Raw genomic sequence first — 26,838 nt, forward strand, 5'->3', positions numbered from 1 at the left:
GGCGTAGGACCTCCTCTCTCAACCTGTTCCCGACGCCTCTCGCTCTGGTCCACGGCGCCTGTCCCCGGTGCCGCTCGCCTTGGTGCTTGTAGCTCGGCGCTACACCTCGATGTCCGCCAGGTTGCCGTAGTCCTCGAGCCAGCTCTTGCGGTCGGCGGCGCGCTTCTTGGCCAGCAGCATGTCCATCATCTCCATGGTGCCGTCGCCGGCCTCGCGGGTGAGCTGCACCAGGCGGCGGGTCTCGGCGGCCATGGTGGTCTCGCGCAGCTGCAGCGGGCTCATCTCGCCCAGGCCCTTGAAGCGCTGCACGTTCACCGTACCGCGCTTGCCCTCGAGCTTGCGCAGGATGGCGGCCTTCTCGCTCTCGTCCAGGGCGTAGTGCACCTCCTTGCCGAGATCGATGCGATAGAGCGGCGGCATGGCCACGAAGACGTGGCCGGCATCGACCAGCGCCGGGAAGTGGCGCACGAAGAGCGCGCAGAGCAGCGTGGCGATGTGCAGGCCGTCGGAGTCGGCGTCGGCGAGGATGCAGATCTTGTGGTAGCGCAGCTTGGACAGATCGTCGCTGCCCGGGTCCATGCCCACGGCCACTGCGATGTCGTGCACCTCCTGGGAGCCGTAGATGTCGTGGGGCTCCACCTCCCAGGTGTTCAGGATCTTGCCGCGCAGCGGCAGGATCGCCTGGCTCTCTCGGTTTCGCGCCTGCTTGGCGCTGCCGCCGGCCGAGTCGCCCTCGACCAGGAAGAGCTCGCTGCCGGCCGGATCCTGGCCCGAGCAGTCGGCGAGCTTGCCAGGCAGCGCCGGCCCGGAGGTGACCTTCTTGCGCGCCACCTTCTTGGAGCTCTTCTGGCGGCGCTGGGCGGCGCTGATCACCAGCTCGGCCAGCGCCTCGGCCTGATCGACGTGGTGGTTGAGCCACAGCGAGAAGGCGTCCTTGACCACCCCGGAGACGAAGCCCGCCACGGTGCGCGACGACAGCCGCTCCTTGGTCTGGCCGGCGAACTGCGGGTCGAGCATCTTCACCGAGAGCACGTAAGAGACCCGCTCCCAGAGGTCCTCGGCGGTCAGCTTGACACCCCGCGGCAGCAGGCTTCTGTACTCGCAGAACTCGCGCAGGGCGTCGAGCAGGCCGGCGCGCAGGCCGTTGACGTGGGTGCCGCCCTGGGGCGTGGGGATCAGGTTGACGTAGCTCTCGAGCAGCGCCTCGCCGCCCTCGGGCAGCCACTGGATCGCCCAGTCGACGCCGTGCTCGTCGTCGGCGAAGTGGCCGACGAAGGGCGAGGCCGGCAGCACCTCATAGCCGTCGGTGGCCTGGGCCAGGTAGTCGCGCAGGCCATCGGCGTACTGCCAGACGCTCTCGGTGCCGTCGGGCTCGATCAGGGTGACCTTGAGGCCCGAGCAGAGCACCGCCTTCGCGCGCAGCAGGTGCTTGAGCCGCGACAGGGAGAGTCTCGGGCTGTCGAAGTAGCCCTCCTCGGGCCAGAAGCGCACCACCGTGCCCCGGGCGCGCTTCGCCGCGCTGCCGATCACCTGCAGGGGCGAGGCCTTCTCGCCTTGCTCGAAGGCCATGCCGTGGCGGCTGCCGTCGCGCAGCACCTCGATCTCCAGGCGCCTGGAGAGGGCGTTGACCACCGAGACCCCGACGCCGTGCAGGCCGCCGGAGAAGCGATAGCTCGACTGGGAGAACTTCCCGCCGGCGTGCAGCCGGGTCATGATCAGCTCGACCCCGGAGACGCCGTGCTCCGGGTGGATGTCGATGGGCATGCCGCGGCCGTCGTCGGAGACCTCGACGCCGCCGTCCTCGAAGAGGCGAACGGTGATCGCCCCGGCATGACCGGCCAGCGCCTCATCGACGCTGTTGTCGATGACCTCCTGGACGAGGTGGTTGGGCCGCGCGGTGTCGGTATACATGCCGGGGCGCTTGCGCACCGGCTCGAGGCCGGAGAGGACCTCGATGGAGCTGGCACTGTATTGCGTCATGCATCACCCAAAGTGGTTACGATCGTTCTTGTCGCCCTGTCGCGCCGGTGCCAGGGCGTGGCCGCCGTGGGCCAGGATCGCCGGCAGGTAGTCCGCCAGGGCCGCGAAGCCGTGATCCCCCCGCGGGTGGAGGATGGCACGCGCCCCCCGGTAGAGGGCGAAGGCCCGCCGGGGATCCAGCGTCTCGTCGGCCGTGCCCAGCAGCAGCAGGTAGCGCCCGGGGGTGACCCGCGCGGGCGTCAGGGCCTCGAGCTCCTCGAGGTGCGCGGGCTCGATGGCGAAGCGCTCGCCGGTATAGGCGTTGTCGAAGCGCTGGCCGATCCAGTCGGCCACCAGCCCGGCCGGCGCGACCGCCGGATTGAGCAGCGCCGCCGGCAGGTCGTGGTGCTCGGCGACCAGGGTGGCCAGAAAACCGCCCATGGAGCTGCCCACCACCAGCGGCGCGGGCCCCAGCGCGGCGAGCTCCGCCTCGGCCAGGGCCAGGGCGGCCCGCGGCCGGTGCGGCAGCTGCGGCGTGGCACAGGGCAGCCCGAGTCGCGCGCAGGCCTCGCGCATCAGGCCCGCCTTGGGCGAGCCGCTGCCGCTGTTGAACCCGTGCAGGTAGAGCACCCCGCTGGCCGCCCGCGCCCTCGGTGCGGCGCTCAGCATACCGTAACCCCTGTACATTCAGCCAGTGTCATCGCGAACCGCGTTCCGCCGCCCAGGCGGCCTCGATCAGGCCCCGGGTGGAGTCGTCCATGGTCGCGACGTCGGCGTGATGCTCGAGGATGCGCTGGGTCTCGCCGGCGATCTGCTTGCCGAGCTCCACGCCCCACTGGTCGAAGGGGTTGATGTCCCAGATGGTCGCCTGGACAAACACCTTGTGCTCGTAGAGGGCGATCAGCGCGCCCAGGGTCGCGGGAGTCAGCCGCTCGAGCAGCAGGGTGCTGGAAGGCTGGTTGCCGCGATAACGCTTGTGCACCGGGCGTGCGCCCTGCTCCTCGATGGCCTGGTCGCCGAGCATCAGCGCCCGGGACTGGGCGAAGCAGTTGGCCAGCGTCAGGCGGTGCTGGCTCATCAGGTGGTCCCGGGTGGCCGGGTCCTCGACGTCCTCGTAGCGCACCAGCGGCGCGATGAAGTCGCACTCCACCGCCTGGGTGCCCTGGTGCAGCAGCTGGTAGAAGGCGTGCTGGGCGTTGGGGCCGAGCTGGCCCCAGAGCACCGGGCAGGTGGAGTAGCCGACGGGCTGGCCGTCGTGGGTCACCGACTTGCCGTTGGACTCCATCTCCAGCTGCTCGAGGTAGGCGGCGAAGTACTCCAGCCGGCCGTCGTAGGGCAGGATCGAGTGGGCGCGGACGTCGAGGAAGTTGACGTTCCAGATGCCCGCCAGGGCGAGCAGCACCGGCAGGTTGTCCTCGAGGGGCGCCTCGCGGAAGTGGGTGTCCAGGGCGTGGGCGCCGGCGAGCAGCTCGCGGAAGTTTGCCATGCCCACCGCCAGGGCGATGGGCAGGCCGATGCCGCCCCACAGCGAGTAGCGCCCGCCGACCCACTCCCAGAACTCGAGCTGATGCGCCTCGGCGATGCCCCACTCGCTCATCTTCTCGGGGCTCGCCGAGATGCCGATGAAGTGCTGCTGCAGGACCAGCTCGGCGTCGACGCCCTCCTCGCCGTCCTCGCCCAGCAGGCGCGCCATCAGCCAGTCCCGGGCGGTGCGCGCGTTGGAGAGGGTGTCGATGGTGGTGAAGGACTTCGAGGAGAGCACGAAGAGCGTGGTCTCGGGGTTGAGCCGGGCCAGGTAGTCGGCCAGCTGGGAACCGTCCATGGTGGAGGCGAAGTGCACATCGACGGTGTGCACGCCCTGGGGCCGGTAGTCGGCCAGGGCATGGGTCACCATCAGCGGCCCCAGGTCGGAGCCGCCGACGCCGAGGTTGACCACGTCGCAGATCGCCTTGCCGGTGGCGCCCCGCCACTGCCCGGCGTGGAAGCGCTCGACCATGGTCGCCATGCGCTCCAGGGTGGCGTGCACCGAGGGCACCAGGTCCTCGCCCTCCACCACCAGGCTCGCCTCGGCCGGCAGTCGCAGGGCGGTGTGCAGGGCCGGACGATCCTCGCTGCGGTTGACCCGCTCGCCGGCGAGCAGGGCGCGGATCGCCTCGGGGACCTCGGCCTCCCGGGCGAGATCGAGCAGCTTCGACAGGGTCTCGGCGTCCCAGCGCTGCTTGGAGAGGTCCAGGGTCAGGCCCGCCGCCTGACGGGTGAAGGCGGCATGGCGCCCCGACTCGACGGCGAAGAGCTCGCTCAGGTGCGTGGCGCGCATGCCCTCGGCATGGTCGGCCAGGGCCTGCCAGGCACCCTGCTGATCGATAGTGGTGTGGGTCATGGGAGTCTCCTTGACGTCCTGTCGTGCAGCCGATGCGGGCGAAGCGTAGAATAGCGCCCCTTTCCCCACGACATCCGGCCTGTTCCATGAGTGACGCATCTTACCGTGACGCGATCTATTCGACACCCCTGGACCGGGTGGCGCGCTTTTCGTTCGACGAGCAGGTCGTCGCCTGCTTTCCCGACATGATTCGCCGCTCGGTGCCGGGATACGGCCAGATTCTCGGCATGCTGGGCCTGATCGCCGGCCGCCACCTGCGCCACGGCGCCCAGGTCTACGACCTCGGCTGCTCGCTGGGCGCCGCCGGCCTGGCGCTGGCCGGCAGCCTGCCGCCGGAGGCCTTCCGTTACACCGGGGTCGACCTCTCGCCGGCCATGGTCGCCCGTGCCCGGGAGACCCTGGCCGCGGAATGCCCCGACCATGCCATGGAGGTGCTCGAGGGCGATATCCGCCGGCTGGAGTACGCCCCCGCCGGCATGATCGTGCTCAACTTCACCCTGCAGTTCCTCGCCCCCGAGGACCGCGAGGCGGTGATCGCCCGCCTCTACGCCGCCCTGGAGCCCGGCGGCGTGCTGGTGCTCTCCGAGAAGGTCCAGGCCGCCGACGAGCAGGAGAATGCCTGGCTCGTCGAGCGCTACCACGACTTCAAGCGCGCCAACGGCTACAGCGAGATGGAGATCAGCCAGAAGCGCACGGCGCTCGAGAACGTGCTGGTGCCGGACACCCTGGAGAGCCATCACGCCCGCCTGGCCCGGGCCGGCTTCCCGCGCAGCCAGACCTGGTTCCAGTTCCTCAACTTCGCCTCGCTGATCGCCTTCAAGGACACCTGACATGCCGATCGCGCCGGAACACCGCGACCTCTATCGCGCCTTCCTCGACCAGGGCCTGGAGACCTGGCTGGCCCGCCTGCCGGAGCAGCTGGCCCGGGGGCTGGACCGCCAGCGCTACGGCGACCTGCCGGCCTGGGAGAAGGCCGTGGCCAAGCTCCCCGCGCTGCCCGACACCCGGGAGGTACGCCTGGACGCCGACACGGTGACGGTCGAGGCGGCGCTGACCGACAGCCAGCGCCGCCAGGCCGAGAACCTGCTGCGTAAGCTCATGCCCTGGCGCAAGGGCCCCTATGACCTCGGCGGGGTGACCATCGACACCGAGTGGCGCTCGGACTGGAAGTGGCAGCGGGTGGCGCCGCACCTGGCACCGCTCGCCGGCCGTCGGGTGCTCGACGTGGGGGGCGGCAGCGGCTATCACGCCTGGCGCATGGCCGGGGCCGGGGCCGCCTTCGCGCTGGTGATCGATCCCTCGCCGCGCTTCTTCTGGCAGTTCCGGGCGGTGCGCCACTTCGTCGGCGACGCCGACGGCCACCGCACCCACTTCCTGCCGGTGGGCATCGAGGACGTGCCCGAACGGCTCGCCTTCTTCGACACGGTGTTCTCCATGGGCGTGCTCTATCACCGCCCCTCGCCGCTGGAGCATCTCGTGCAGCTCAAGGAGGCCCTGCGCCCGGGCGGCGAGCTGGTACTGGAGACCCTGGTGGTCGAGGGCGACGCCACCACGGTGCTGCTGCCCGGGGAGCGCTACGCCGCCATGCCCAACGTCTACTTCCTGCCCTCCTCCGCCGCGCTCTGCCAGTGGCTCGAGCGCGGCGGGTTCGAGCACGTGCGGGTGGTCGACGAGGCGGTGACCACCACCGACGAGCAGCGCGCCACCGACTGGATGACCTTCCAGTCGCTGGCCGACTTCCTGGATCCCGACGATCCGACCCGCACCCGGGAGGGCTACCCCGCCCCGCGCCGCGCGGTGGTGATCGCCAATCGGCCGCACTGACCCGGGCGTGGCGATCGGCGGGGCATCATGGACGGCCCCGGGCCTCAGCCGGCATCGCCCGGCCCCGACTCCTCGGGCCCGTCATCCCCAGGTGCGGTGGCCGCCTCGCGGCGCACGGCCGCCAGGCCGTGCTCGGAGATGAAACCCTGGGCCTCGGCATGTTCGGCGATCAGCACGCTGTCGGCGGCCAGCACCAGGTCGCAGCGGGTGTTGCGCAGCTGGTCGCAGAGCCCCTGGATGGCGCGCTGGCGATCCTCCCGCTTATCCACGCGTCGAATGTAGATGGCCTGGACGCGTCCGGGGTGGGCCTCGACGATGCGGGTGTAGACCTCGGGGTCGTGCTGCCCGCTGTCGCCGATCAGCACGCAGGGCACCCCCTCGAAGGTCGCCAGCATGCGGCCGATCAGCTGCTCCTTGTGCGCCTCGGCCCGACGCGGCCAGGGGTGGCGCAGGGAGAGGCCCCATTCGCGCAGGAACAGGATCGGCCCGACCGGAATGCGATTGAGCTGGAAGAAGGTCTCCAGCATCTCGTAGATCGCCCAGGGGCCCCGCGACACGTAGAGGATGGGGCGCTCGCCCTGGTCGTCGGCGCCGCGGTGCAGGGCCTGGTAGAGCGCCGCCACGCCGGGAAAGGCCATGCGCTGATGGGGCTGCTCGATGAACAGCCGATAGAGCATGCGCAGCTTGTCGGCCACGCCGGTGTAGACCACGGTATCGTCGATGTCGCTGATCACCAGCAGGTCGGGTTCGGACACGGGGATGAAGACCTCCACGTCGTCACGCACCGCCCCCTCCTCGGCCGCGGTGACCCACAGCTCGGCGAGGTGCCAGACCCGATCGCGGGGCAGTGACGAGGCGAGCGGCAGGCGGGCCTCGAAGTAGCCGTCGCGGTCGGTGGTCACGGTCGCGTGATTGTCGCCCAGGCGGATGTCGACGCTGGCCTCGGCCACGCCACGTCGGGCGATGCGTCGGCCCACGTCGACCAGGTCGCGCAGGAAGCCGCGACGCGGTATGCCTCGGACGAGCGGCGCCTGGTGAAACACGCGGCCGGTGAGGAAGGCCTCTCGCCGCGAGCCGAAGCCCCGATAGGGGGTCACGGTCAGGCCGCTGCTGGCCTGGGGGTGCTTCATCGGCCGGGCCAGGCCTCCCGTCAGCCGCTTCACGAACAGGGCGGTGCGACGCAGCGTCGGCATCATGCCGGCCACCCTGTCGCGAGATCGGATCGCATCCTGTCGCCCATGGCCGGCTCTCCGGGTGATGACGATGTCTTCAGCTTACTCGGTGCCCGGCAGATGTCGCCCCTTCATCCTTAAACACAACGAGACGTCACCGCTGACGGTCGCCCTTCGGACGCGCCAGGCCTAGCGCCGCAGGATCACCAGCCAGCGCCCCAGGTTGAGGACGCTGGCCAGCGAGGCGGCCACATAGGTGAAGGCGCAGGCGGTGAGCACGTGGCGGGCGCCGGCCATGTCACGGGCGGGGATGTACTCGGCGAGCAGCGGCAGGGCCCGCCCGAAGCTCGCATCGAACTCCACCGGCAGGGTCACCAGGTGCACCAGCGCCGCGGTACCGAAGCTGATCACCGCCAGGGCCACCACCACCGCCAGGCCGCCGGGCAGGCGCGTCAGCACGAAGAGGAAGGGGGCGGCCATCATCAACAGCGCCCCGACCTTCTCGGCCTTCTGGGCCACGGCCACCAGCCGCGAGCGAGCCATCAGCGGCGCATAACCGTCCCGATGCTGGATGGCATGGCCCACCTCGTGGGCCGCCACCGTCACCGCCGTGAGCGAGCGGCCCGTGTAGTGCTCCTGGGAGAGCCGCACCCGGCGCGCCTCGGGGTCGTAGTGATCGCCCTGCTCGGTTACCTCCACCCGCACGCCTTCGAGTCCCAGCCGGCGGATCAGGTGCTCGGCGAGCTCGCCGCCAGTGCCGGGATACTCCTCGCGCCCGCGGGAGTGGCGCGACAGCACCCACTTCGCCCAGACGTTGGGCAGCAGGAAGAGGGCCAGCAGCAGGGCGATTGCCAGGACGATCATCGGTGGGGCTCCGTGGCGGGGGCAGATCATTGGACCCAGCCTACCAGAGGCGGTTTCCGAACCGCCTGTTCTAAACGACAACGAGCCCGACGACACGGGGTCGCCGGGCTCGTTGTGGGCCGGAGTCATCGGCCTATTTGAGCAGCTCGCGAAGGTCCTTCGCCTCCCAGTGCGGGAAGTACTTGCGTACCAGGGCGTTGAGCTCCAGCTCGAAGCCGGCCCAGTCCACCTCGCCGGCCGGGCGAGCGGAGGACTGCGCGACGCCGCGGATCATCCCGGCGCCCACCGTCACGTTGGTGAGCCGGTCGATGACGATGAAGCTGCCGGTGCCCGGGCTGCGGTCGTAGTCGTCCAGCGCCACCTCGGCGGTCAGCTCGACCCGGCAGCGGGCGATGGCGTTGAGCTCGAGTCGCTCGGAGGGATGGCGCGCCTGGCTGTTGACGTCGACCTGGTGGAGGATCTCGCCGACCCGGCCCGCCACGGAGCGTCCGGCCAGGCGGATGTCGACCGGCCGCCCGGGGACGAGGGGCTCGTCGTGCATCCACACGAGGTCGGCCTCGAAGGCATCGGCCTGGGTGACCTCGGCATCCTCGGCGACGATCCAGTCGCCCCGGGAGATATCGAGCTCGTCCGCCAGGGTAACGGTGATCGCCTGGCCCGGCCAGGCGATGTCCAGGTCGCCGTCGAAGGTGACGATGCGCTCCACCGTCGAGGTCTTGCCGGAGGGCAGCACCCGGATCGCCTGACCCGGGCGCAGGATACCCGCCTCCAGGGTGCCGGCGTAGCCGCGGAAGTCCAGATCCGGGCGGTTGACGTATTGCACCGGCAGGCGCAGGTCGGTCAGGTTGCGGTCGCGGCTCACCTCCACGCTCTCCAGCAGCTCGAGCAGCGGGGGGCCGGCGTACCAGGGCGTGCGCTCGCTGCGGTTGACGACGTTGTCGCCCTCCAGCGCCGAGAGCGGCACGAAGCGGATGTCGGGGGCATTGAGCTCGTCGGCGAAGGCGCGGTACTCGGCGACGATCTCCTCGAAGCGCGCCTCGTCGAAGCCGACCAGGTCCATCTTGTTGACCGCGATCACCAGGTGCTGGATGCCCAGCAGGTCGGCGATGAAGCTGTGCCGGCGGGTCTGGGTCTGCACGCCGTAGCGGGCGTCGATCAGGATGATCGCCAGGCTCGCCGTGGAGGCGCCGGTGGCCATGTTGCGGGTGTACTGCTCGTGGCCCGGGGTGTCGGCGATGATGAACTTGCGCTTGTCGGTGGAGAAGAAGCGGTAGGCCACGTCGATGGTGATGCCCTGCTCCCGCTCGGACTGCAGGCCGTCCACCAGCAGCGCCAGGTCCACCGCCTCGCCGGTGGTGCCGCTCTTCTTCGAGGCCTGGGTGATCGCCGCCAGCTGGTCGTCGAAGATCATCTTGGAGTCGTGGAGCAGCCGGCCGATCAGGGTCGACTTGCCGTCATCGACGCTGCCGCAGGTGATGAAGCGCAGCAGGTCCTTGTTCTCGTGCTCGTGCAGGTACTGATCGATGTTGTCGGCGATCAGGTTCGATTGATGTGACATTTAGAAGTACCCCTCGCGCTTCTTCTTCTCCATGGAGCCGGCCTGGTCGTGGTCGATGGCACGGCCGCTGCGCTCGCTGGTGCGGGTCAGCAGCATCTCCTGGATGATCTCGGGCAGGGTGGCCGCCCGGGACTCCACGGCCCCGGTCAGCGGGTAGCAGCCCAGGGTGCGAAAACGCACCCACTTCTCCTCGGGCACCTCGCCGGGCGCCAGCGGCAGGCGGTCGTCGTCGACCATGATCTGCATGCCGTCGCGTTCCACTACCGGCCGCGGCGCGGAGAAGTAGAGCGGCACGATGGGGATGCCCTCGAGGTGGATGTACTGCCAGATGTCCAGCTCGGTCCAGTTGGAGAGCGGGAAGGCGCGGATCGACTCGCCCTTGTTGACCCGGGCGTTGTAGAGGTTCCAGAGCTCCGGGCGCTGGTTCTTGGGATCCCAGCGATGGTGGCGGTCGCGGAAGGAGAACACCCGCTCCTTGGCGCGGCTGGCCTCCTCGTCGCGGCGCGCCCCGCCGAAGGCGGCGTCGAAGCCGTAGTGGTCCAGCGCCTGCTTGAGGGCCTGGGTCTTCATCACGTCGGTGTAGCCGCTGGAGCCGTGCTCGAAGGGATTGATGCCGGCGGCGCGCCCCTCCTCGTTGATGTGCTCGATCAGCTCCATGCCGGATTCCGCGGCCATGCGATCGCGGAACTCGATCATCTCGCGGAACTTCCAGGTGGTGTTGACGTGCATCAGCGGGAACGGCGGCGGGCCGGGATAGAAGGCCTTGCGCGCCAGGTGCAGCATCACCGAGGAGTCCTTGCCGATGGAGTAGAGCATCACCGGGTTGGCGAACTCCGCCACCACCTCGCGGATGATGTGGATCGACTCGGCCTCGAGCTGCTTGAGGTGGGTGAGGCGCTGGCGCGACGCCGTGGGGTCGCCAGCGGCGGCCTGGACGGCGCGCTCGCGGGACGGTGCGGAAAGATGGCTCATGGCCCGGCTACCTCGCATGACATTGAGCGGGAGAGATCATGCAGGACAGGGTAACGCCGGGCCGATAATAACCCAAAAGAATCAATAACTATCTTTTTATAGTTATTTTAACTACTCGAACGCCACTCGCCGGTCCCGGCGCGGCGCCCCGACCTCAGGGCGCGACGCGCCCCACCCGGGTCTCGATCCCGCCGGGCGCGAGGTCGAGGACGCGATAGCCCGGACGGGCGGCCTCGTCGAGGGCGAAGGTCGCGGCGCCGGGCAGGAACTGGTCGCTGGCGGCGGGGCAGCCATAGACCGCCACCCGGCGGCCGGCCAGGGCCTGGGCGCCCTCGAAGGCCTGGTGGACGTGGCCGAAGCACACCGCTCGCACCTGGCCATAAGGGGCGAGGCAGCGCCAGAAGGCCTCGGCGTCGGCCAGGCCGATCGCGTCGAGCCAGGCGGTGCCGATGGACAGCGGCGGATGGTGCATGACCAGAAGCGTCGGGCGATCGTCACCGGCCAGGCGCGCGTCCAGGGCGGTGAGCCGCTGGGGGCCCAGCTCGCCGCCCTCGCGGCCGGGGACCCGGGTATCCAGCAGCAGCGCGCGCCAGTCACCCAGGTCGAGCTCGGCGGGCAGCGATTGATGCTCGACCATCAGCTCGGGACTGTCGTGGTTGCCCGGCAGCCAGGCCCAGGGGGCCTCGAGCTTCGACAGGGTGCGCGTCGCCAGCGCGTAGGAGGCCGCCGTCTCGTCCTGGCTGATGTCGCCGCTGACCACCACCCGATCCGGCTTCTCGCGGTTGACCGCCGCGATCACGGCCTCGAGCTGGCCAAGCGGCACGCCGATCCGGCCGCGCGCGGCGGGATCGGCGTGGAGGTGGCAGTCGGTGATCTGGACCAGGCGCATCGCAGGGGCTCTCGTTCCGTGAGACTAGGGTAAGGAAGGCGGCTCGCCGAGCGGCCGTCAGGGCAGTTCCGGCAGGTCGGAGTGACCGTGGGCGAGGCCATGCTCCAGCCACTCGCCAAGGAAGCGGTTGAGCTGCAGCTTCTCGTCGGGCTGGTGCATGCGGGCGTTGGGGTAGCGATAGCGGCCGTGGAAGTGGCGATGACGCTGGAAGTCGGTCACCTCGGCCATGCGCACGTCGTGGTAGAGGTGCACGCGCATGCGCGGCGACTCGATCAGCGTATCGAGCATGCCGCGCTGGGAGACCCGCACGATGCTGGTGTAGGGCGCACGCTCCTGGAGCTCGAGACAGAGCGCCCCCAACCGGCGTTCTCCGTTGACCAGCGCCACCTCGCGGGTCTCGCCGGCCTCCAGGTCGCCCAGCAGCCGGGTCAGGCGGATGAAGTTGGCCGCGCATTCGCCCTGCAGGGTCTTCAGGTCGGTGACATAGGCGTTTCTCGGCACGCTACCTCCTTGCTCGCAACGATGCACGCTCACCGACCAGCCACTGGAAGGCGATCAGGCACATGGCATTGTCGAGTCGTCCGGCCTGCAGGAGTTCCCAGGCACGCAGGAACGGTAGCACATGCACGCGGATATCCTCGTGCTCCTCGTCCAGGCCGTGCACGCCGCCGAGGCCTCGGCTGTCGACCAGGCCGCAGAACAGGGTGACCCGCTCGTCGCAGGCGCCGGGGCTCGGGTAGTAGGCGTGCAGCTCGATCAGCTCGCCCACCTCGCAGCCGGCTTCCTCCATGGCCTCGCGGCGGGCCACCTCGGCGGCGCTCTCGCCCCGCTCGACCAGACCGGCGACCACCTCGAGCTTCCAGGGCGAGGCTGGATCGTCGAGGGCCCCGGCGCGAAACTGCTCGACCAGCACCACGGCGTCGCGCTCCACGTCGTAGAGCAGCACGCCGACCGCGTCGTGGCGATGGTGCACCTCGCGCACCATGGGCGCGCTCCAGCCGCCCTCGAAGAGGCGGTGGCGCAGGTGCAGCGCCTCCAGCCGGAAGAAGCCGTCGTGCAGGCAGCGCCGCTCCTCCAGCACCACGTCGGCCGCCGTGAAGGGCAGCTCGCGGGTGAGGTCCTGATCGTCCGCGGGCGGGCGCGTGTCGCTCATGGCGGTCTCCCGGTCATGCAAAGGGCCCATTATCGGGACCGCGGACCGGAATGCCAACCACCCGGCCCCGACGCGCGCCCTCAGAGACCGGCGAGCAGCGCCCTGGCGGCGTCGCGCAGCGCCTCGTCGGAGCGCGACCGGGTCGCCCGCGCCGTGCCGGCGACGGCGCGGCGGGCGTGCTCGCGGGCCTCGGCGTCTCGGCCCTCCTCCGCGAGGAAGGCGGCGTAGTAGTAGTGAACGTCGATCCCCTCGGGGCGGATCGAGAGGGCCCGTCGGAACATTCGCTCGGCGGTCTCGGCGTCGCCGAAGGCCACCGGCCAGCCCGGCGCGCGGTCGTAGAGGGCCCCCAGGGTCACCCAGGCGGAGCCGCGGTGCCCCTCGGGGTCGAGCGCGACGGCGCGCTCCAGCACCTCACGCGCCCGCTTGGCCGAGCCCAGGGCACTGAGCCCGCCGGCCGCCCGGGCATGGGAGGCCAGCACGATGCCCCGCCAGACCAGCACCGGGCCCTGCCGGGGATGGGCGTCGAGCAGCGCCGCGCTCCGCTCGGCCAGCGCCTCGAGGGCGGCCTCGCGGCGGGCCTCGGGCATCGCGGTGATGATCGCCTCCCAGCGCTGGCGCAGGTCGGCCACGCCCGCCTCCCAGGCCTGGGGCGCGGCCTGGGCCAGGGAGGCGGCGCTGCCCCCCAGGCCGATCGCGGCGACGAGGACGGTGGCGAGGAGCGGGTGACGGGACATGGCAAGACTCCGTGGCGGGTTATTGTTGTGATCGCATCACCCGCAATGTAACGAACGTTCGAATGAACCGCCAGGCAAGCGTGGACACCGTGGCGTGCGCCGGTGCGATGGCGTATCTTGCCCCTCTCGTTCGACAGACTCGCGATAGACGGACCCGACAGCCGAAGGAGGGAAGCGATGAAGGGCCGCAACATGACGCGCTGGCGCGATCCCGCCAAGGACCCGCGTCAGGAACCCAAGAGCAACCTGATCACCGCCGAGGGGGCCGAGCGGCTGCGCGGCATCCTCGACCACCTCTCGCGGGTCAAGCGCCCCGCCCTCTCCACCAAGGTGGGCGAGGCGGCGGCGCTGGGCGATCGCAGCGAGAACGCCGACTACACCTACAACAAGAAGGAGCTCAACCGGGTCATTGCCCGGATCCGCTACCTGACCAAGCGGCTCGATGAGCTGACGGTGGTGGACCGGCTCCCCGCGGATACCGAGCGCGTCTTCTTCGGCGCCTTCGTGACCCTGGAAGACGAGGAGGGCGAGGAGCTCGCCATTCGCATCGTCGGCCACGACGAGACCGACACGACAAGGCACTGGATCAGCGTGGACGCTCCCCTGGCGAAGGCGCTGCTGGGCAAGGGGCTCGACGACGAGGCCACAGTGACCGCGCCGGGCGGCGAGACCACCTACCTGATCACCGATATCGTTTATCGACAGCCCTAGCAACGCCCCTTGCAGGGGCCCGTGGTGATCGCTCCAGGGCGCAGTCGAGGGTGATCATCGCACGCACGCGCTTGATGACCGGGGTGTCGCCGCCCGGCCCCGCGATCGAGAAAGCCCCCCGGATAGGCCAGCCGGATGGGGCCCACCTTCCTGCCGGAACCCTCGGCGCGCCGCCCGGAGGAGTGACGCTGTAGTCCGGCGGCGACAGCGAGGAAGCGCGCATAGGGCGTGATTCGGCGTGGGGCGCCCCGACGCGTTGTCTTCCGCCGACGGTATTGGCCGCATGAGCGATGCATCACCGCCCCCCACTTTCCACCCGATGGCTCCAATATACTGTTAAAAAAGAGAAAATCTTTATCCCGGCATGGCGCTCGCTGGGTGCATGGCAAGCGAGCCATCCGGCTCGTGGCCTGCAAAGTGCGATAGCACAGGAGGAACATCATGCGGAAGGTACTGCTGAAGACCACCTTGCTTCCCCTCACCCTGCTGTTCGGCGCCAGCGCCGTGGCTGCGGACACCCCCACCTTCGATGACCTGGACCGCAACGGCGATGGCATGCTGAGCGCCGAGGAAACCCTCACCGTGGAAGGCCTGAACCTTGAAACGGCGGATACCGATGGCGACAGCGCCCTCAGTCGGAAGGAGTTCGAGGCCGCCAACACCGGCATGCCGGGAGGCGCCGACGGCGCATCAGGCATGGACGGCGCATCAGGCATGGACGGCGCAGCGAGCATGGACGGTGCATCGAGCATGGAAGGCTCGGCCAATATGGGAGGCACAGCCAACATGGAGGGTTCATCGACCATGGATAGCTCGACCATGGGCGGAACGCGTCAGGAAAGCAGCACCACCCACGAGTGATCTCTCCCCCGTGCAGCCGGCATGCCCGGCTGCCCCGCGCCCGCCGGCCATGCCCGGCGGGCGCGGCCGCGTTTACGACCTTCCGTCACGAGTCGCGGCATAGACCCGGAAGCGGCGATCGTCGGCGAGGATCTCGAAACCGCCGAAGGCGGCCTCCAGCAGGTCCGGATAGGGCAGGAAGGCGTTGGCCACCAGCAGCAGGCAGCCGCCGGGCTTGAGGTGCGCCGGCGCCTCGCGGATCAGCCGGCCCGCCGGACCGTAGTCGATGGCTCGCTCGTGATGGAAGGGGGGATTGCTGACGATGGCGTCGAAGGTGCGGTCGCCAAGCGCCGAGTAGACGTCGCTCGCCAGCGCCTCGCCGGCCAGGCCGTTGGCCGCGAGGGTGCGCCGGGTCGCCTCCACCGCGAAGCCGTTGACGTCCACGGCCGTGACCCGGGCGCCGCGACGGGCCAGCCAGGCGGCGAGGATGCCGTCGCCGCAGCCCATGTCCAGGATATCGCCTCGCCCCTTATCGGCGCGCCCTTCCAGCGTCCCGGGCAGCTCGCCCAGCAGCAGGCGGGTGCCGTCGTCCAGCTTGCCGTGGCCGAAGACGCCGGGGTGGCTGACCAGGGTCATACCCTCGGCCTCGAAGCGCGTCCAGGCCGCGTCGGGGTCGATACCCACCCGGTCCAGGCGGGTCGCGTAGAGGCCGCAGCGCCGGGCGGTGTCGAGCTTGCGACAGCCGAGCCCCAGCGCCGCCAGCACCTTGAGCACGCGCTTGATACCGCCCTGGTTCTCGCCGACCAGCTGCAGCGGGGTGCCCGGCGGCAGGTGGGCGCAGAGCCACAGCAGCCACCACTCGCCCTGGGCGTGGCTCTTCGGCCAGAAGAGCACCGCCCCGGGAGGCGCCGCGTCGAGGGCCTCGAAGGGCGAGGCCCTCGGGACCCCCTTGGCCTGCCAGGCCGCGCACAGCGCCGCATCGGCGCTGAGCAGTCGGCCCTGCCCCGCCTCGAGCCAGGCGTCCTGGGGCGGCGCCACCCAGAGCCAGCCGCGATAGTCGAACGCTTGTCGCTCCAGCAGCTGGCAGACGGGGGTCTCGGCACTCATGGGGTGGCCTCCTGTGGGGATTGCATGGGGCGCTCCAGGGTGTAGAGCAGGTAGCGGCCGAGCCGCCAGTGGGGGTCGACCCGGGCGTAGCGGTGCTCGAGCGCCAGCAGGCGCTCCCGCTCGGCCTCGCTCTCCGGCGGCTGGCGCAGGTAGTCGGCGAACACCCGGATGCCCGCCACCTCGCGGATGACCAGGTCGCTCTCGGCGCTCCAGGCCTCGATCTGTGCGTGGGTCAGCGGCGAGATCGGGGTCAGCCGCTTGCGCAGCCCCTTGCCCTCCAGGCGATCCGTCAGGGCCTTCTCCAGGTTGCCCTTGACCACGTTGGAGAGCCTGAGCGCATCGCGATTGAACACCATCAGCGAGAGCTGGCCGCCCGGCGCGAGCAGGCCGGCCAGGGTGGCCAGCGCCGCGCGCGGGTCGGCCAGCCATTCGAGGACGGCATGGCAGGCGATCAGCGGCCAGGGACCCTGAGCCTGCTCGGGCAGGGCCTGCAGCGGGGCCTCGAGGAAGCGCACGCCCTGCCCTGCCAGGTGTTCCCGGGCCCGCGCCAGCATCTCGCCGGAGGGCTCGGCCAGCGTCACCGGGTGGCCGCGCTCGGCGAACCAGCCGGCCAGCTGGCCGAGGCCGCCGCCGACGTCGAGCAGCGGCTGCCCCTCGAGCGCGAGCATCTCGGGCAGCAGGCGGTCGAGCAGCGCCAGGCGCAGCTCGCCCCGGGCCCCGCCGTAGAGGCTCGCGGCGAACTTGTCGGCCAGGCCGTCGAAGTAACGGTCACCGGCCGGCGAAAGAGGAGAAACGGGTGCGGTCATGCCGGCCACCGGAAGCGAAGATGGGCGCATTCTACCCGGGAATCGCGCCGGACTCATCGCCGGCGCTGCCACCCCGGGCAGGCGCGGGTTTATCTCGGCGGGTCAGGCGCTTATAATGCGCTGCGTTGCGCCCCCATAGCTCAGCTGGATAGAGCGTCCCCCTCCTAAGGGGAAGGTCTCAGGTTCGAATCCTGATGGGGGTGCCAGCCCTTCGCATCGTCTGCCCACTCCCCATCATCGCCTCCTGCCCCCGCAGGGCCGCGTTGTCGCCTTTCAGGACACGACGCTCCATGGGCCCCGTCACGCGCCTTCGGCGCCGAGCAGCAAACAGCCCCCTCTGATCCGCCGACTCAACGAGGAGAGTGCGTCTTGATCATGGCCGCGTGATCTACCCTGATCGAAGAGCCTCCGAACAGACGGCCCCTCCATGCGCCGACTCGTCCTGATGCGCCACGCCAAGGCGAAGCGTGGCGGCAAGAACATGTCCGACCGCGACCGCCCCCTGAGCAAGCGGGGCAGGCGACAGGCGGCTGCCATGGCAAGGGCCATGCGGCACGGGAAGGACCTCGCCGGCGAGGTGCATGTCAGCGGGGCGAGGCGGGCGCGAGAGACCCTCGACGAGATGGCGAGGCACCTGCCCCAACCGGCCTTGAACGAACGGGCCTTGAGCGAGCGGGCCGTGAAGGATGAGGCGCTCTACACCTTCGACGCCGACGCCCTGCTGGCCTGGCTACGAGGGCTGCCCGATACCACGGAGAGCGTGCTGGTGATCGGCCACAATCCCGCCCTGCTGGCGCTGGGACGCTGGCTCTGTCCGGCGGCGCCGGACGCCCTGTCCACCGGTAGCGTGCTGCGTCTTACGCTGCCCGATACCCCCTGGCCGTCACTGACCGCCGACAGCGCCGTCGCCATGGAGCGCCTGAGCCCGGAACAGGCAAGCCATGCGCTCTTTGCGCGCCGCGCGCCCGCCGCGCCAAGGCTGGGCAAGCGGGGCACCCGGCGACGCATCCTGGCCATGCTGGCCCATCAATACCGCGGCGTGCGCGCCCTGGAACCGGGCGTGGTGGCCGGGGTCGATGCGGAGTTCCTGCACCAGTATCGCGTCAACCTGCGCCGCAGCCGCGCCATCGGCGAAGCCGTGCGGGCCACGATCAGGGTCCCCGGCTTGAAGAAGCGGCTGGCACGGCTCAAGGCGCATGCCAGGGCCACCAGCGACCTGCGCGACCTGGACGTCTTCCTGGCAAGCCTGGCCGAGACCCCGGCGCCGCTGACGACGCGCTCGCGTCAGGCACTGACGCGCTGGCTGCTGGCCCGGCGCCAGGAAGCGCACGCCGCGCTGTGCCGGCGGCTCGCCCGGCCCGACTACGGCGAGGCGCTGGAGGACTGGAGGCGCTTTATCGCCTCCCGGGCGTTCAGGCAGGCGCTGGCCGCGATCTCCCACCGGCGCATCGCCTCGGTGCTGATCGAGCGCCTCGACCGGCACGATCGGGCGCATGCCGGGCTCTCCCCGCAGCGCGATGACGCCGCCTTTCACGACCTGCGCAAGGCGGTGAAACGCCTACGCTATCTCGCCGAGCTGGACCCCAAGCGCCATCGCGAGCTGCTGTCGGGCCTGAAGCGTCGCCAGCGCCTGCTGGGTGACCTCCAGGATCTCTGCACCCGCCAGGCCTGGATCGCGGCCTTCGTCGCCAGCGCCCGCCACGCCCCCAGGCGAGAGCGGGAGTGCGACGCCTGGCAGGCGGCGCTCGAGCAGGCCAAGCAGGCGTTACGGGCAGAGATCATGGCCCTGCCGCCCCTGGCGGAGAGTTGCCGCACGACTCGCGCGCGCTGATCACGCTGGATCGCCCCCGCTCTCGGCGCCGCTCGCTCAGAAGACGTAGTCGACGCCCACCCAGAGGCTTCGGCCGGGCTCGTTCAGCGGCAGGGCCAGGCTGTCCGGATCCTCGGCGAGGAAGGGGTCGCTGGCGCTGCGGTTGCGATTGAGGAAGTCGCTGTAGGTCTTGTCGAGCAGGTTGCTGACGCCCGCGCGCAGGGTCATGGCCTGCCAGCGCCAGGCCGACTCGGCGTCCAGCACCACATAGCCGGCCGTGGCCTCCTCGTCCGGCCCCAGCCGGTCCTGGGCGTCGGAGAAGCGCGCGGTGAGCCCGGCCTCCCAGGCCTCGCGCACGTGGAACTGCGCGAGCCGGCCGCGCAGCGGGGCGATATCGGCCAGCGCCCCGCCGTCGTCCAGGTTATCGCCGCGCACCCAGCTCAGCTGGCCACGGGTCTCCCAGTGGTGACCCCAACGCAGGTCGCCGGAGAGCTCCAGGCCATAGAGGGTGGCATCGATATTGCGGTAGACGCTGATGCCGTCCACCGTCTCGCGGAAGATGTAGTCGTCGACGCGATCGGCGAAGGCCGTCAGCTCGATGCCGGCATCGGCCAGCCGACGCTCGATGCCCACGTCGAGCTGGTGGTGCACCTCGGGGTCGAGGCCGGGGTTGCCCACCCAGTCGTTCTTGGCGAAGTAGCGCTCGGTGGCATCGGCGTCACGCTCCGCGCGGCTCAGGCTGGCGTAGAGGGTGTCGGTATCGTTCGGGCGCCACTCCCCGCGCAGGAAGCCGCCCACCAGCCAGGCGTCGTGGTCCAGGTCGTCCGCCACGCCGTACTCGCGACGGTAGAGATCGGCCGCCACCACGCCGGTATCGCTGGCCTGGTCGGCGGCATCGGCACTGGCCTCGGAATAATCGAGCCGCAGGCCACCGCTGACGGTGGTGCGCTCGCCCAGGTAGTGATCCATCTCGGCGAACACCCCCGACTGGCGGGTGGTCACGTCCGGCCAGGAGAGAAACGCCACCACGCCCTTCGAGTCATTGATGATCCGCGCGTCGCGCTCGTTTTGCAGCACGTTGACCCCGAGCCGCAGGTCGCTGTTCTCGCGCTGCTGCACGACCATGCTCTTCCAGGTGAAGGTGTCGGACTCGGTGGGCGAGCGCATCTTCATGGCCATCCCCATTTTCACGGGTGGCTCGCGCAGCGAGAAGTTGTCCATCACGTGGTCGATAGTGGTGAACTGCAGGCGATGCTCCATTCGCAGGGCGTCGGATAAGGCATGGTCCAGGCGAAGCCGAAAGGTATCGTTGTCGCTCTCCGGCGAGTCCATGCCGGCGCCGGCGAAGGCGACGTCGCGCTCGCGGATGCCCTCGTAGCCGAACGCCACCTCGGTGTCGGCCGTGGGCGTGAACCCCAGGGTCACGCCGCCGCTGGTGGTCTCGTAACCGCTGTGGATGCGCCGGCCGTCGCCGTCCTCGTAGTCGTTGGCCTGCCGGCGCTCGGCGTCCAGCCGCCAGTAGCCGTTCTCGTTGCCGGCCACCAGGTGGGCATAGACGCCGGCTCGCTCGCCGTTGTCGTCGAAGCTCGCCCCCACGCTGCCCTGCTGCTGCACCTCACCGCCCTCGAAGTCCGGCGGCAGGCGCTCGAAGAGCACGGTGCCTCCGCTGCCGCCGGCCCCGTGCTGCAGGGTCGTCACGCCCTTGCTCACGGTCACCCGGTCGAAGCTCTGCAGCGGCGCATAGGCGGTGGGCGGATCCATGCGGTTGGGACAGGCGCCGAAGACATAGCCGCCATCCACCAGGATGTTCAGCGCATTGCCCTGCTGGCCGCGAATCACCGGGTCGAGCCCATGACCGCCCATGCGGATCGCCTCCACCCCGTTGATGCGCCGCAGCCACTCCCCGGCATCGGCCGCCGGTGCCGACGACTGTTGGGGCGTGATCGTCGACTCGCCGGGCACGGCGGCTCGCCCTACGATGATCAGGGGTTCAAGGTCGTGGGTCTCAGCGTGGGCGGCACCGGCCAAGGCGGCGATGCAGGCCGCAAGCGGCAGGCGGCGAAGGAGTGGCGTGGTCATGTTCCCGTGCTCTCTGGAATAATATTATAAGGCACGAGAATATTAAATCGGGGTGAAATGAGCGGGAATGGGTCAGGTTGCCGCATCCGTGCCCGGCCTGCCGGCGTCACCCGAACCAGGGCATCGGCGTGAAGGAGACCGCCCCGGGCGAGAGAACATCGCGATGGGCTGTAAGGCAGCCCGCCCGGGAGACACGAAAGAAGCAGGACCCGCTCACGGGTCCCGTTCGACTCCCTTACACCCGAGGTGCCCCATGAAGATCAAGACACTGACCGCCGCCTGCCTGACCCTGCTGCTGATGGGCGGCGCCGCCCACGCCATGGACTCCGTCGCCATCGAAGAGCACATGGCCAAGATCAACGAGCAATACGTCCAGACGGCCGAGGAGCAGGGCGAGGTCGAGGCGCTCGAGGAGAAGGTCGAGGCGCTGGAGGAGATGATCCAGATGCTGCTGGAAGACCAGGATTCGTAACCCCTCCCCGCGTCATCAGCGAAAGGCCCCGACGACCTGAACGGAACGCCGGGGCCTTTATCTCGCCGGGAATCATCGCCTCGACGCTTGAGCGTTAGCGCTTCTGCACCTTGAGCTCGTAGTTGTTGACGCCCGTCATGGACGAGCCGAACTTCTGGCCCTGCACGCGGATGCGGTAGCGGCCCGGAGCGAGCTCGGTCTGCATGTCCACGTCGCCATCGAAGCCCTCGCCGGCCCCCTCGGCGACCACGCGGCCGTTGGCGTCCAGCACCTCCAGCTCGAGGCGGTAGGTATCCTCGTAGCCGGTCGGATAGGTCGAGGTGGTGATGGCCACGGCGCCGCGCTCGGCCATGTCGAAGGTCAGCACCTCGCCCCGGGCGCGGATCTTCACGTCGGTGACGATGGTCCGCACGCCGTTCGCCGGCTGGGCCTCCGGCTGGGGCCGGGCTTCCTCGGCGGAGGATGCCTGGGCCTCGGCCTGCGAGGCGGCAGCGGCCGCTGCGCCAGCGGATGCCTCGGCGGCCGCATCGGCACTCGCCTCAGGCGTTGGGGCGGCGATGGTCGCCACGTCGTCCCGGCCGCGCACGAAGACGCTGCGGTTGCCCTCGCGGGCGCTGCCGCTGAACACCAGACCGCTACCGTCGCTGACGGCCTCCTCGAGGCGGCGCCCGTTATCGTCCAGGCCGGCCACGGTGATATAGAAGCTCTGGCCCGCCGTGCCGCGGGTGCCGAACTTCTGGCCCTCGACGCGCAGCACGTAGTCGCCCGGCGCCAGGCGCTGGCGCATGGCGAGCCCGCCGTTCTGGCCCAGCGCCTCGCCCCGGGCGATCACCTGCCCCTGGTCGTCCAGCAGCGCCGCGGCCACCCGGTAGTCCTCGGATTCCCCGCCCGGCACCGAGCTCTCGAAGAGGTACTGCCCCTCCGTCTTGACGGTGAAGTCGTGCTCCTGGGGGCTGCCATAGAGGAAGCTGCGGCTGCGGGCGTCGTTGTCGGCCTGGAAGAAGCCGGTCAGGTCGAGCTGCTTGCCCTGCTCCCGGAAGCGCTCTTCCCTTTCGCTGGAGAGCGCCGGAGTGCTGACCAGCGCTAGGCCGAGCGCGATTAGACCGGCGGTGATGATCGGCTGTTTCATGAAACCTCGCTTGCGTTCGTTGGTACCCAATGAAAAAAGCCGATCCCGGGGGATCGGCTTTCGGTGTTCTACCCTAGTCGCAGGTTACACCCGCAGTCAGGTTTAAAACAGGTAGGTAGCACCCACGGCAACGCCGTCATCAACATCGCCTTCGCGATCGTACCAGGCAGCCTCGCTCCAGACGTACATGGCATCGGAGACGTTATAGCTAGCACCGATCATCATCTCGTTGTAGCTTTCGTCTTCGCGCTCGTTCGGCCAGTCGCCGCTGGTCAGAGCGTCGTCGGCAGTATCGATGAAATCGCCACCACCCACGTCGACGTACTGGTAGGCCGCATAGATGTCGCCGTTACCGTAGCCGTAGCGAGCGCCCAGGCCGTAGAAGTTGGTGTCGGCAACGAAGTCGTTGTCGGACTCAAAGCGCTCAAGCTTGGCTGAGACGCGCAGGGTGTCAACGGTGTACTGGGCAGTGATGCCGTACTGGTCGCCAGCGTCGTAGTCGCCGCTGATGGCGTTGCCGTCACCGTCGGTACCGGTGTACTCGCCGTCGTTGTTGCCCAGGTTATCGTAGACCGCAGCGATGGAGAAGGCGCCAGCAGTGTACTTCACGCCACCGAAGAAGGAAGCCTCGCTGTCGTCCTGCTCCATGACAGTCAGGCTGGCACCGCCAGTGCCATCTACGGACTCAGAGCTGCCGTCAAATTCAGCATCACCTTCGTACTGAGTACCCAGGGCGAACTGGAAACCGCTGAAGGACGGCGACATGTACTGAAGCTTGTTGCCTTCGCGAGAATCTTCGATACCAATGATACGGCTGTTGGAGTCGGAGACGTCGAAGTATTCGTTGTTGGTGATCGGATCCTGGATCCAGTCGTCGATCAGCGGATCCCAAGAGCCGAGACGCGCATCACCGAAGTTGCCCTTCAGGCCGAAGTAGGCCTGGTCACCTTCATCGAGGCCGCCGGCACCCTTGATCTCGTCGGCTTCGGCTTCGAACTCGTACTTGAAGTAGCCGGTCAGGCCATCATAGATCACGTGCTCGCCGGCAACGCCCAGGGTAGAGCCGTTATCGAAAATATCGTCACGGGCTTCTACGTCACCGGTATCTTCATCAGCCTTTTCGATGGAGCGGTAGGCGATCTGAAGGTTGCCGTACAGGTCCAGCTTGGTGCCGTCCTGGTTGTAGACGGTCGCGGCCTGGGCGCCGGAAGCGGCCAGAGCACCGGCGATAGCAGTCGCTAACAGTGTCTTTTTCATTGCGATAATTCCTTATTGACTAGCTTGCTGTTTCGATCGTGGCTGCCCGATCTTGGTGAGCGGGTCAGCGGGCTTGGCCGGTCTTGGTGCCGGTTCTCGTGACTGTAGCTCCCTCCCGGGAGGACAGATCGCGAGCCAGACCGCGGCGAAGCCTTAGTTATAGTCCAATGCTCGCAAGAGGAACTCTATACCGGGTTCTGGGGGAACGCAACAAGAAAAAAACACTGTTTTCATTCGTCGCGAACACCGTTCGTCCGTACATCCTCCTGCCTGGCAAAGCGGGCGCCGTCCCGGCGTGCCCAGGGCTCACACGGCGTGACGGCCGCCGAATCGTGCACCTGGCGCGATGAGCGGATTCATCATGCCCTGCGAATATGACGAAGACAAGTCAGGGGGCGATCAACGCTGGTTATGCTTGGCCAGCAGCGCGGAGAGCTTCTCGTCGAGGGTCGCGGCGGGGGCGCCTTCTTTGGCACCACCGCCCGGCCGGTTGGCTGCGGGCGTCGCCTGGGCGGTGGGGGCCTCGCCTCGCCGCGCCTTGGCGCCGGCATCGCCGTGGCGCCTGGCACCACCCTGCCCCCGGCCGCGCGCGGGGCGCCCGCGTTGGCGACGGTCGGCCTGCAGCCGCTCGAGCTTCTTGTGGGCGTGCTCGGCGGCGGCGGCATCCACCTGCCCCGCCGGCTCGCCGGCGAGATCGAGGCGCCCGGCGCCCTCGCGCACCGACTTCAGGTAGCGCGGCAGGTTGACGTAGCAGGCCAGCGCACGTCGCACGAGCTTCTCGGGCCAGGGCTCCCGCGCGGTCAGCTCCTCGTGGATGCCGACCTTGAGCGGCCGGGTGTGGCCCTTGAAGAAGGTGGAGGGGTAGCGACGATACCACTGGTCTAGCAGCGCCTGGGGAGACGGCGCCTCGTCGCCGGCGGGTGGCGTCGCCTCGACCGTTGACGGGGTGTCGTCGGTGGGGGCCATGTCGGTGGACTCGGGAGCCGCGGCCTCGAGTGCCTCGCCTTGCTCAGGCGACGGGGCGGCGGCCTCGTCGGCCGGCTGGCGACGCGCGCGGTCGCCGATCAGCGCGGAGAGCCCCTGGGCCCGGCGCGCCTGGCGATGGAAGAGCACGCTTCCTGCCTCGGCCTCGGCGGGGGCCTCGGCCAGCAGGCGGCGGTTGTGGGCCTCGAGCTCGCGGTTCTGCTCGTCGAGCTCGCGGTTCTCCTCGGCGAGTTCCTGGCGGGTGGCCTCCAGGTCCTTGAGGCGCGCCTCGAGCTCGCCGCAGCGCTCCGCCAGGGCCTGGCGGGCGGCCTGCTCCTCGCGGACCTCGGCGGCCCGCTCGGCCTGGCTCGCCTCGAGTTCGACGCGCCGACGCTCCAGCTCGTCGAGCCGCGACTGCAGGGCATCCTGCTGCACCCGCGACGCCCTGAGCTGCGCGAGCAGTGCCGAAGCGCGCTGCTCCAGCCGTTCCAGCAGGCGGGTTGAGCCTTCCTCGATCACGTCCTGTCCTCCGGTGCGCCTTGCCCTGACTCGTCCAGACGTCGCCGGCCCTGGCCGTGTCGACCTAGCCGGCGATGCCCCTTGCTGCCCAGTCTGTGCCAGCCATGGCGCAGTGACAAATGTCGCCGACGAGCGACGCCATCAACGCCGTTATCCCTGGCGTCGCTGGTACTGCACGAACTGGTAGTCCGGCTGGCCCTCGGCGGGCGTGCCGGCCACGCGCTGCACCGGCTCCCACTCGGCCGGATCGATCGCCGGGAAGCGGGCGTCGCCCTCGACCTCGATCTCCACCTCGGTCAGGTAGAGCCGGCTGGCGAAGGGCAGCGCCTGAGCGTAGATCTCGGCCCCGCCCATCACCATGATCTCCTCGACGCCGTCGATGGTGGCCTGCTGGTCGGCAAGCCGCAGGGCGGCGGCGAGGTCGTGGCAGACCCGCACGCCCTCCGCCTGGAAGTCGGGATCGCGGGTGACCACGATATTGAGGCGGCCCGGCAGCGGCCGGCCGATGGACTGGTAGGTCTTGCGTCCCATCACCAGCGGCTTGGCCTGGGTCATCCGCTTGAAGAACTTGAGGTCCTCGGGCAGGTACCAGGGCAGCTGGTTGTCGACGCCGATCACGCGGTTTCGGTCCATGGCGGCGATCATCGCGATGGGGATCAGGGTCTCGTCGATCATGCTGGAGGCCTCGCTCATACGGCCACCTGGGCCTTGATATGCGGATGGGGGGCGTAGTCTTCGATGGCGATGTGCTCGAAGCGGAACGCGAAGAGGTCATCCACCGCGGGGTCGAGCACCAGGCGCGGGGCCGCGCGGGGCGTGCGCGAGAGCTGCTCCTCGGCCTGCTCGAGATGGTTCAGGTAGAGGTGCGCATCGCCGAGGGTATGCACGAAGTCGCCGGGCTCGAGCCCCGCGACCTGGGCGATCATCCGGGTCAGCAGCGCATAGCTGGCGATGTTGAACGGCACGCCGAGGAAGATATCGGCGCTGCGCTGATAGAGCTGGCAGGAGAGCCGTCCGTCGGCCACGTAGAACTGGAAGAGGCAGTGACACGGCGGCAGCGCCATCTCGTCGACCAGCGCCGGGTTCCAGGCCGAGACGATCAACCGTCGCGAGCGCGGGTTGGTGCGAATCTGCTCGAGCAGGGTCGCGATCTGGTCGACGTGCCCGCCTCGCGGGTCGGGCCAGCTGCGCCACTGGTAGCCGTAGACCGGCCCCAGGTCGCCGTGCTCGTCGGCCCACTCGTCCCAGATGCGCACCCCGTTCTCCTTGAGGTAGGCGATGTTGGTATCGCCGGCCAGGAACCACAGCAGCTCGTGGATGATCGAGCGCAGGTGCAGCTTCTTGGTGGTCACCAGCGGGAAGCCGCGGGAGAGATCGAAGCGCATCTGGTGGCCGAACACCGAGCGGGTGCCGACGCCGGTGCGATCGTCACGCTGCGTGCCGTGATCGAGCACCAGGCGCATCAGGTCGAGATAGGGCTGTTCGAGGGCGGGAGGAGCGTTCGCGGTCACAGGCAGGATCGACGGCTGGGAAATGGACCCAATATTCTACATGGCCGGGCCGAAGGCGCCCATCCCGGGCGAACGCCCCATGACTGTCGCAGTTACCGGAGACAAGGGGCGCTGGAGACAAGCTGGAGA

Annotated in this window: 25 protein-coding genes and 1 tRNA gene; 7 read left to right on the forward strand and 19 right to left on the reverse strand. The window is 69.5% G+C overall.

Annotated elements, in window-relative coordinates; genetic code table 11:
* Positions 1-99 precede the first annotated feature (99 nt).
* Genes parE through pgi form a run of 3 tightly spaced genes read right to left on the reverse strand, consistent with a single transcriptional unit; the run spans position 100 to position 4,339 of the window.
* Entirely contained in the window at positions 100-1,980 is a 1,881-nt protein-coding gene (parE, locus tag FIU83_RS13130) for a DNA topoisomerase IV subunit B (RefSeq protein ID WP_152484461.1), read from the reverse strand.
* A 3-nt stretch (positions 1,981-1,983) separates the two neighbouring features.
* Entirely contained in the window at positions 1,984-2,628 is a 645-nt protein-coding gene (locus FIU83_RS13135; RefSeq protein WP_152484462.1) for a YqiA/YcfP family alpha/beta fold hydrolase, read from the reverse strand.
* 28 nt (positions 2,629-2,656) lie between these two features.
* A complete protein-coding gene (gene pgi / locus FIU83_RS13140; protein ID WP_152484463.1) occupies positions 2,657-4,339 on the reverse strand; it encodes a glucose-6-phosphate isomerase in 1,683 nt (560 codons plus the stop codon).
* Between the two features lie 86 nt (positions 4,340-4,425).
* On the opposite strand from pgi, the gene cmoA reads away from it, so the two are divergent.
* On the forward strand, positions 4,426-5,169 hold the full coding sequence (gene cmoA, locus FIU83_RS13145; protein WP_152484464.1) for a carboxy-S-adenosyl-L-methionine synthase CmoA: 744 nt from the start codon (positions 4,426-4,428) through the stop codon (positions 5,167-5,169).
* Between the two features lies 1 nt (position 5,170).
* Positions 5,171-6,163, forward strand: a complete 993-nt coding sequence (gene cmoB / locus FIU83_RS13150) for a tRNA 5-methoxyuridine(34)/uridine 5-oxyacetic acid(34) synthase CmoB (RefSeq protein ID WP_152484465.1) — start codon at positions 5,171-5,173, stop codon at positions 6,161-6,163.
* A gap of 44 nt (positions 6,164-6,207) precedes the next feature.
* Here the strand turns inward: cmoB and FIU83_RS13155 are convergent, their stop codons facing one another.
* The 8 genes from FIU83_RS13155 to FIU83_RS13190 all read right to left on the reverse strand — a co-directional run bounded on the left by FIU83_RS13155 (position 6,208) and on the right by FIU83_RS13190 (position 13,505).
* A complete protein-coding gene (locus FIU83_RS13155; protein ID WP_253939471.1) occupies positions 6,208-7,359 on the reverse strand; it encodes an App1 family protein in 1,152 nt (383 codons plus the stop codon).
* Positions 7,360-7,524: 165 nt separating this feature from the next.
* Positions 7,525-8,199, reverse strand: coding sequence for a zinc metallopeptidase (locus FIU83_RS13160; protein ID WP_152484466.1), 675 nt, complete (start codon positions 8,197-8,199; stop codon positions 7,525-7,527).
* A gap of 133 nt (positions 8,200-8,332) precedes the next feature.
* Positions 8,333-9,757, reverse strand: coding sequence for a sulfate adenylyltransferase subunit CysN (cysN, locus tag FIU83_RS13165; protein WP_152484467.1), 1,425 nt, complete (start codon positions 9,755-9,757; stop codon positions 8,333-8,335).
* Complete coding sequence (cysD, locus tag FIU83_RS13170; RefSeq protein ID WP_152484468.1) at positions 9,758-10,729, reverse strand: sulfate adenylyltransferase subunit CysD; 972 nt, start codon at positions 10,727-10,729, stop codon at positions 9,758-9,760. It lies immediately after the preceding gene.
* A gap of 154 nt (positions 10,730-10,883) precedes the next feature.
* The gene (locus FIU83_RS13175; protein WP_152484469.1) at positions 10,884-11,618 is read right to left on the reverse strand and encodes a metallophosphoesterase; all 735 of its coding nucleotides are present in this window, start codon (positions 11,616-11,618) and stop codon (positions 10,884-10,886) included.
* Between the two features lie 57 nt (positions 11,619-11,675).
* Positions 11,676-12,119 (reverse strand): DUF1249 domain-containing protein, encoded by a 444-nt coding sequence (locus FIU83_RS13180; protein ID WP_152484470.1) that lies wholly within the window; start codon positions 12,117-12,119, stop codon positions 11,676-11,678.
* 1 nt (position 12,120) lies between these two features.
* The gene (locus FIU83_RS13185; protein WP_152484471.1) at positions 12,121-12,771 is read right to left on the reverse strand and encodes an NUDIX domain-containing protein; all 651 of its coding nucleotides are present in this window, start codon (positions 12,769-12,771) and stop codon (positions 12,121-12,123) included.
* 80 nt (positions 12,772-12,851) lie between these two features.
* Complete coding sequence (locus tag FIU83_RS13190; protein ID WP_152484472.1) at positions 12,852-13,505, reverse strand: TRAP transporter TatT component family protein; 654 nt, start codon at positions 13,503-13,505, stop codon at positions 12,852-12,854.
* A 177-nt stretch (positions 13,506-13,682) separates the two neighbouring features.
* Between FIU83_RS13190 and greB the strand changes: the two genes are divergently transcribed.
* Positions 13,683-14,216: a transcription elongation factor GreB gene (gene greB / locus FIU83_RS13195; RefSeq protein ID WP_152484473.1), complete on the forward strand. Its 534-nt coding sequence runs from the start codon at positions 13,683-13,685 to the stop codon at positions 14,214-14,216.
* A gap of 441 nt (positions 14,217-14,657) precedes the next feature.
* On the forward strand, positions 14,658-15,077 hold the full coding sequence (locus FIU83_RS13200; protein WP_152484474.1) for an EF-hand domain-containing protein: 420 nt from the start codon (positions 14,658-14,660) through the stop codon (positions 15,075-15,077).
* A gap of 72 nt (positions 15,078-15,149) precedes the next feature.
* On the opposite strand, the gene FIU83_RS13205 is transcribed toward FIU83_RS13200, so the two are convergent.
* Both FIU83_RS13205 and FIU83_RS13210 read right to left on the reverse strand, forming a co-directional pair.
* Positions 15,150-16,163, reverse strand: coding sequence for a methyltransferase (locus tag FIU83_RS13205; RefSeq protein WP_152484475.1), 1,014 nt, complete (start codon positions 16,161-16,163; stop codon positions 15,150-15,152).
* Positions 16,160-16,969, reverse strand: coding sequence for a methyltransferase domain-containing protein (locus tag FIU83_RS13210; RefSeq protein WP_152484476.1), 810 nt, complete (start codon positions 16,967-16,969; stop codon positions 16,160-16,162). Before FIU83_RS13210 ends, FIU83_RS13205 begins: the two co-directional genes overlap by 4 nt.
* 129 nt (positions 16,970-17,098) lie before the next feature.
* On the opposite strand from FIU83_RS13210, the gene FIU83_RS13215 reads away from it, so the two are divergent.
* A tRNA-Arg gene (locus FIU83_RS13215) sits at positions 17,099-17,175 on the forward strand.
* Positions 17,176-17,396: 221 nt separating this feature from the next.
* The gene (locus FIU83_RS13220) at positions 17,397-18,800 is read left to right on the forward strand and encodes a CHAD domain-containing protein (protein ID WP_152484477.1); all 1,404 of its coding nucleotides are present in this window, start codon (positions 17,397-17,399) and stop codon (positions 18,798-18,800) included.
* Between the two features lie 36 nt (positions 18,801-18,836).
* Here the strand turns inward: FIU83_RS13220 and FIU83_RS13225 are convergent, their stop codons facing one another.
* The gene (locus FIU83_RS13225; RefSeq protein ID WP_152484478.1) at positions 18,837-20,858 is read right to left on the reverse strand and encodes a TonB-dependent receptor; all 2,022 of its coding nucleotides are present in this window, start codon (positions 20,856-20,858) and stop codon (positions 18,837-18,839) included.
* A 253-nt stretch (positions 20,859-21,111) separates the two neighbouring features.
* Between FIU83_RS13225 and FIU83_RS13230 the strand changes: the two genes are divergently transcribed.
* Positions 21,112-21,330: a hypothetical protein gene (locus tag FIU83_RS13230; RefSeq protein ID WP_152484479.1), complete on the forward strand. Its 219-nt coding sequence runs from the start codon at positions 21,112-21,114 to the stop codon at positions 21,328-21,330.
* A 94-nt stretch (positions 21,331-21,424) separates the two neighbouring features.
* Here FIU83_RS13230 and FIU83_RS13235 read toward each other — a convergent pair whose 3' ends face one another.
* From FIU83_RS13235 to FIU83_RS13255, 5 genes are all read right to left on the reverse strand, one after another.
* Positions 21,425-22,459, reverse strand: coding sequence for a hypothetical protein (locus FIU83_RS13235; RefSeq protein ID WP_152484480.1), 1,035 nt, complete (start codon positions 22,457-22,459; stop codon positions 21,425-21,427).
* A gap of 102 nt (positions 22,460-22,561) precedes the next feature.
* Positions 22,562-23,716: a porin gene (locus FIU83_RS13240; RefSeq protein ID WP_152484481.1), complete on the reverse strand. Its 1,155-nt coding sequence runs from the start codon at positions 23,714-23,716 to the stop codon at positions 22,562-22,564.
* Positions 23,717-24,115: 399 nt separating this feature from the next.
* A complete protein-coding gene (locus FIU83_RS13245) occupies positions 24,116-25,198 on the reverse strand; it encodes a ProQ/FINO family protein (RefSeq protein WP_152484482.1) in 1,083 nt (360 codons plus the stop codon).
* Positions 25,199-25,348: 150 nt separating this feature from the next.
* Complete coding sequence (locus tag FIU83_RS13250) at positions 25,349-25,891, reverse strand: dihydrofolate reductase (protein WP_253939472.1); 543 nt, start codon at positions 25,889-25,891, stop codon at positions 25,349-25,351.
* Complete coding sequence (locus tag FIU83_RS13255) at positions 25,888-26,661, reverse strand: thymidylate synthase (protein ID WP_253939599.1); 774 nt, start codon at positions 26,659-26,661, stop codon at positions 25,888-25,890. Before FIU83_RS13255 ends, FIU83_RS13250 begins: the two co-directional genes overlap by 4 nt.
* Between the last annotated feature and the right edge of the window lie 177 nt (positions 26,662-26,838).

Origin of the sequence: Halomonas sp. THAF5a, from assembly GCF_009363755.1 — a bacterium.
Lineage (GTDB): Bacteria > Pseudomonadota > Gammaproteobacteria > Pseudomonadales > Halomonadaceae > Halomonas.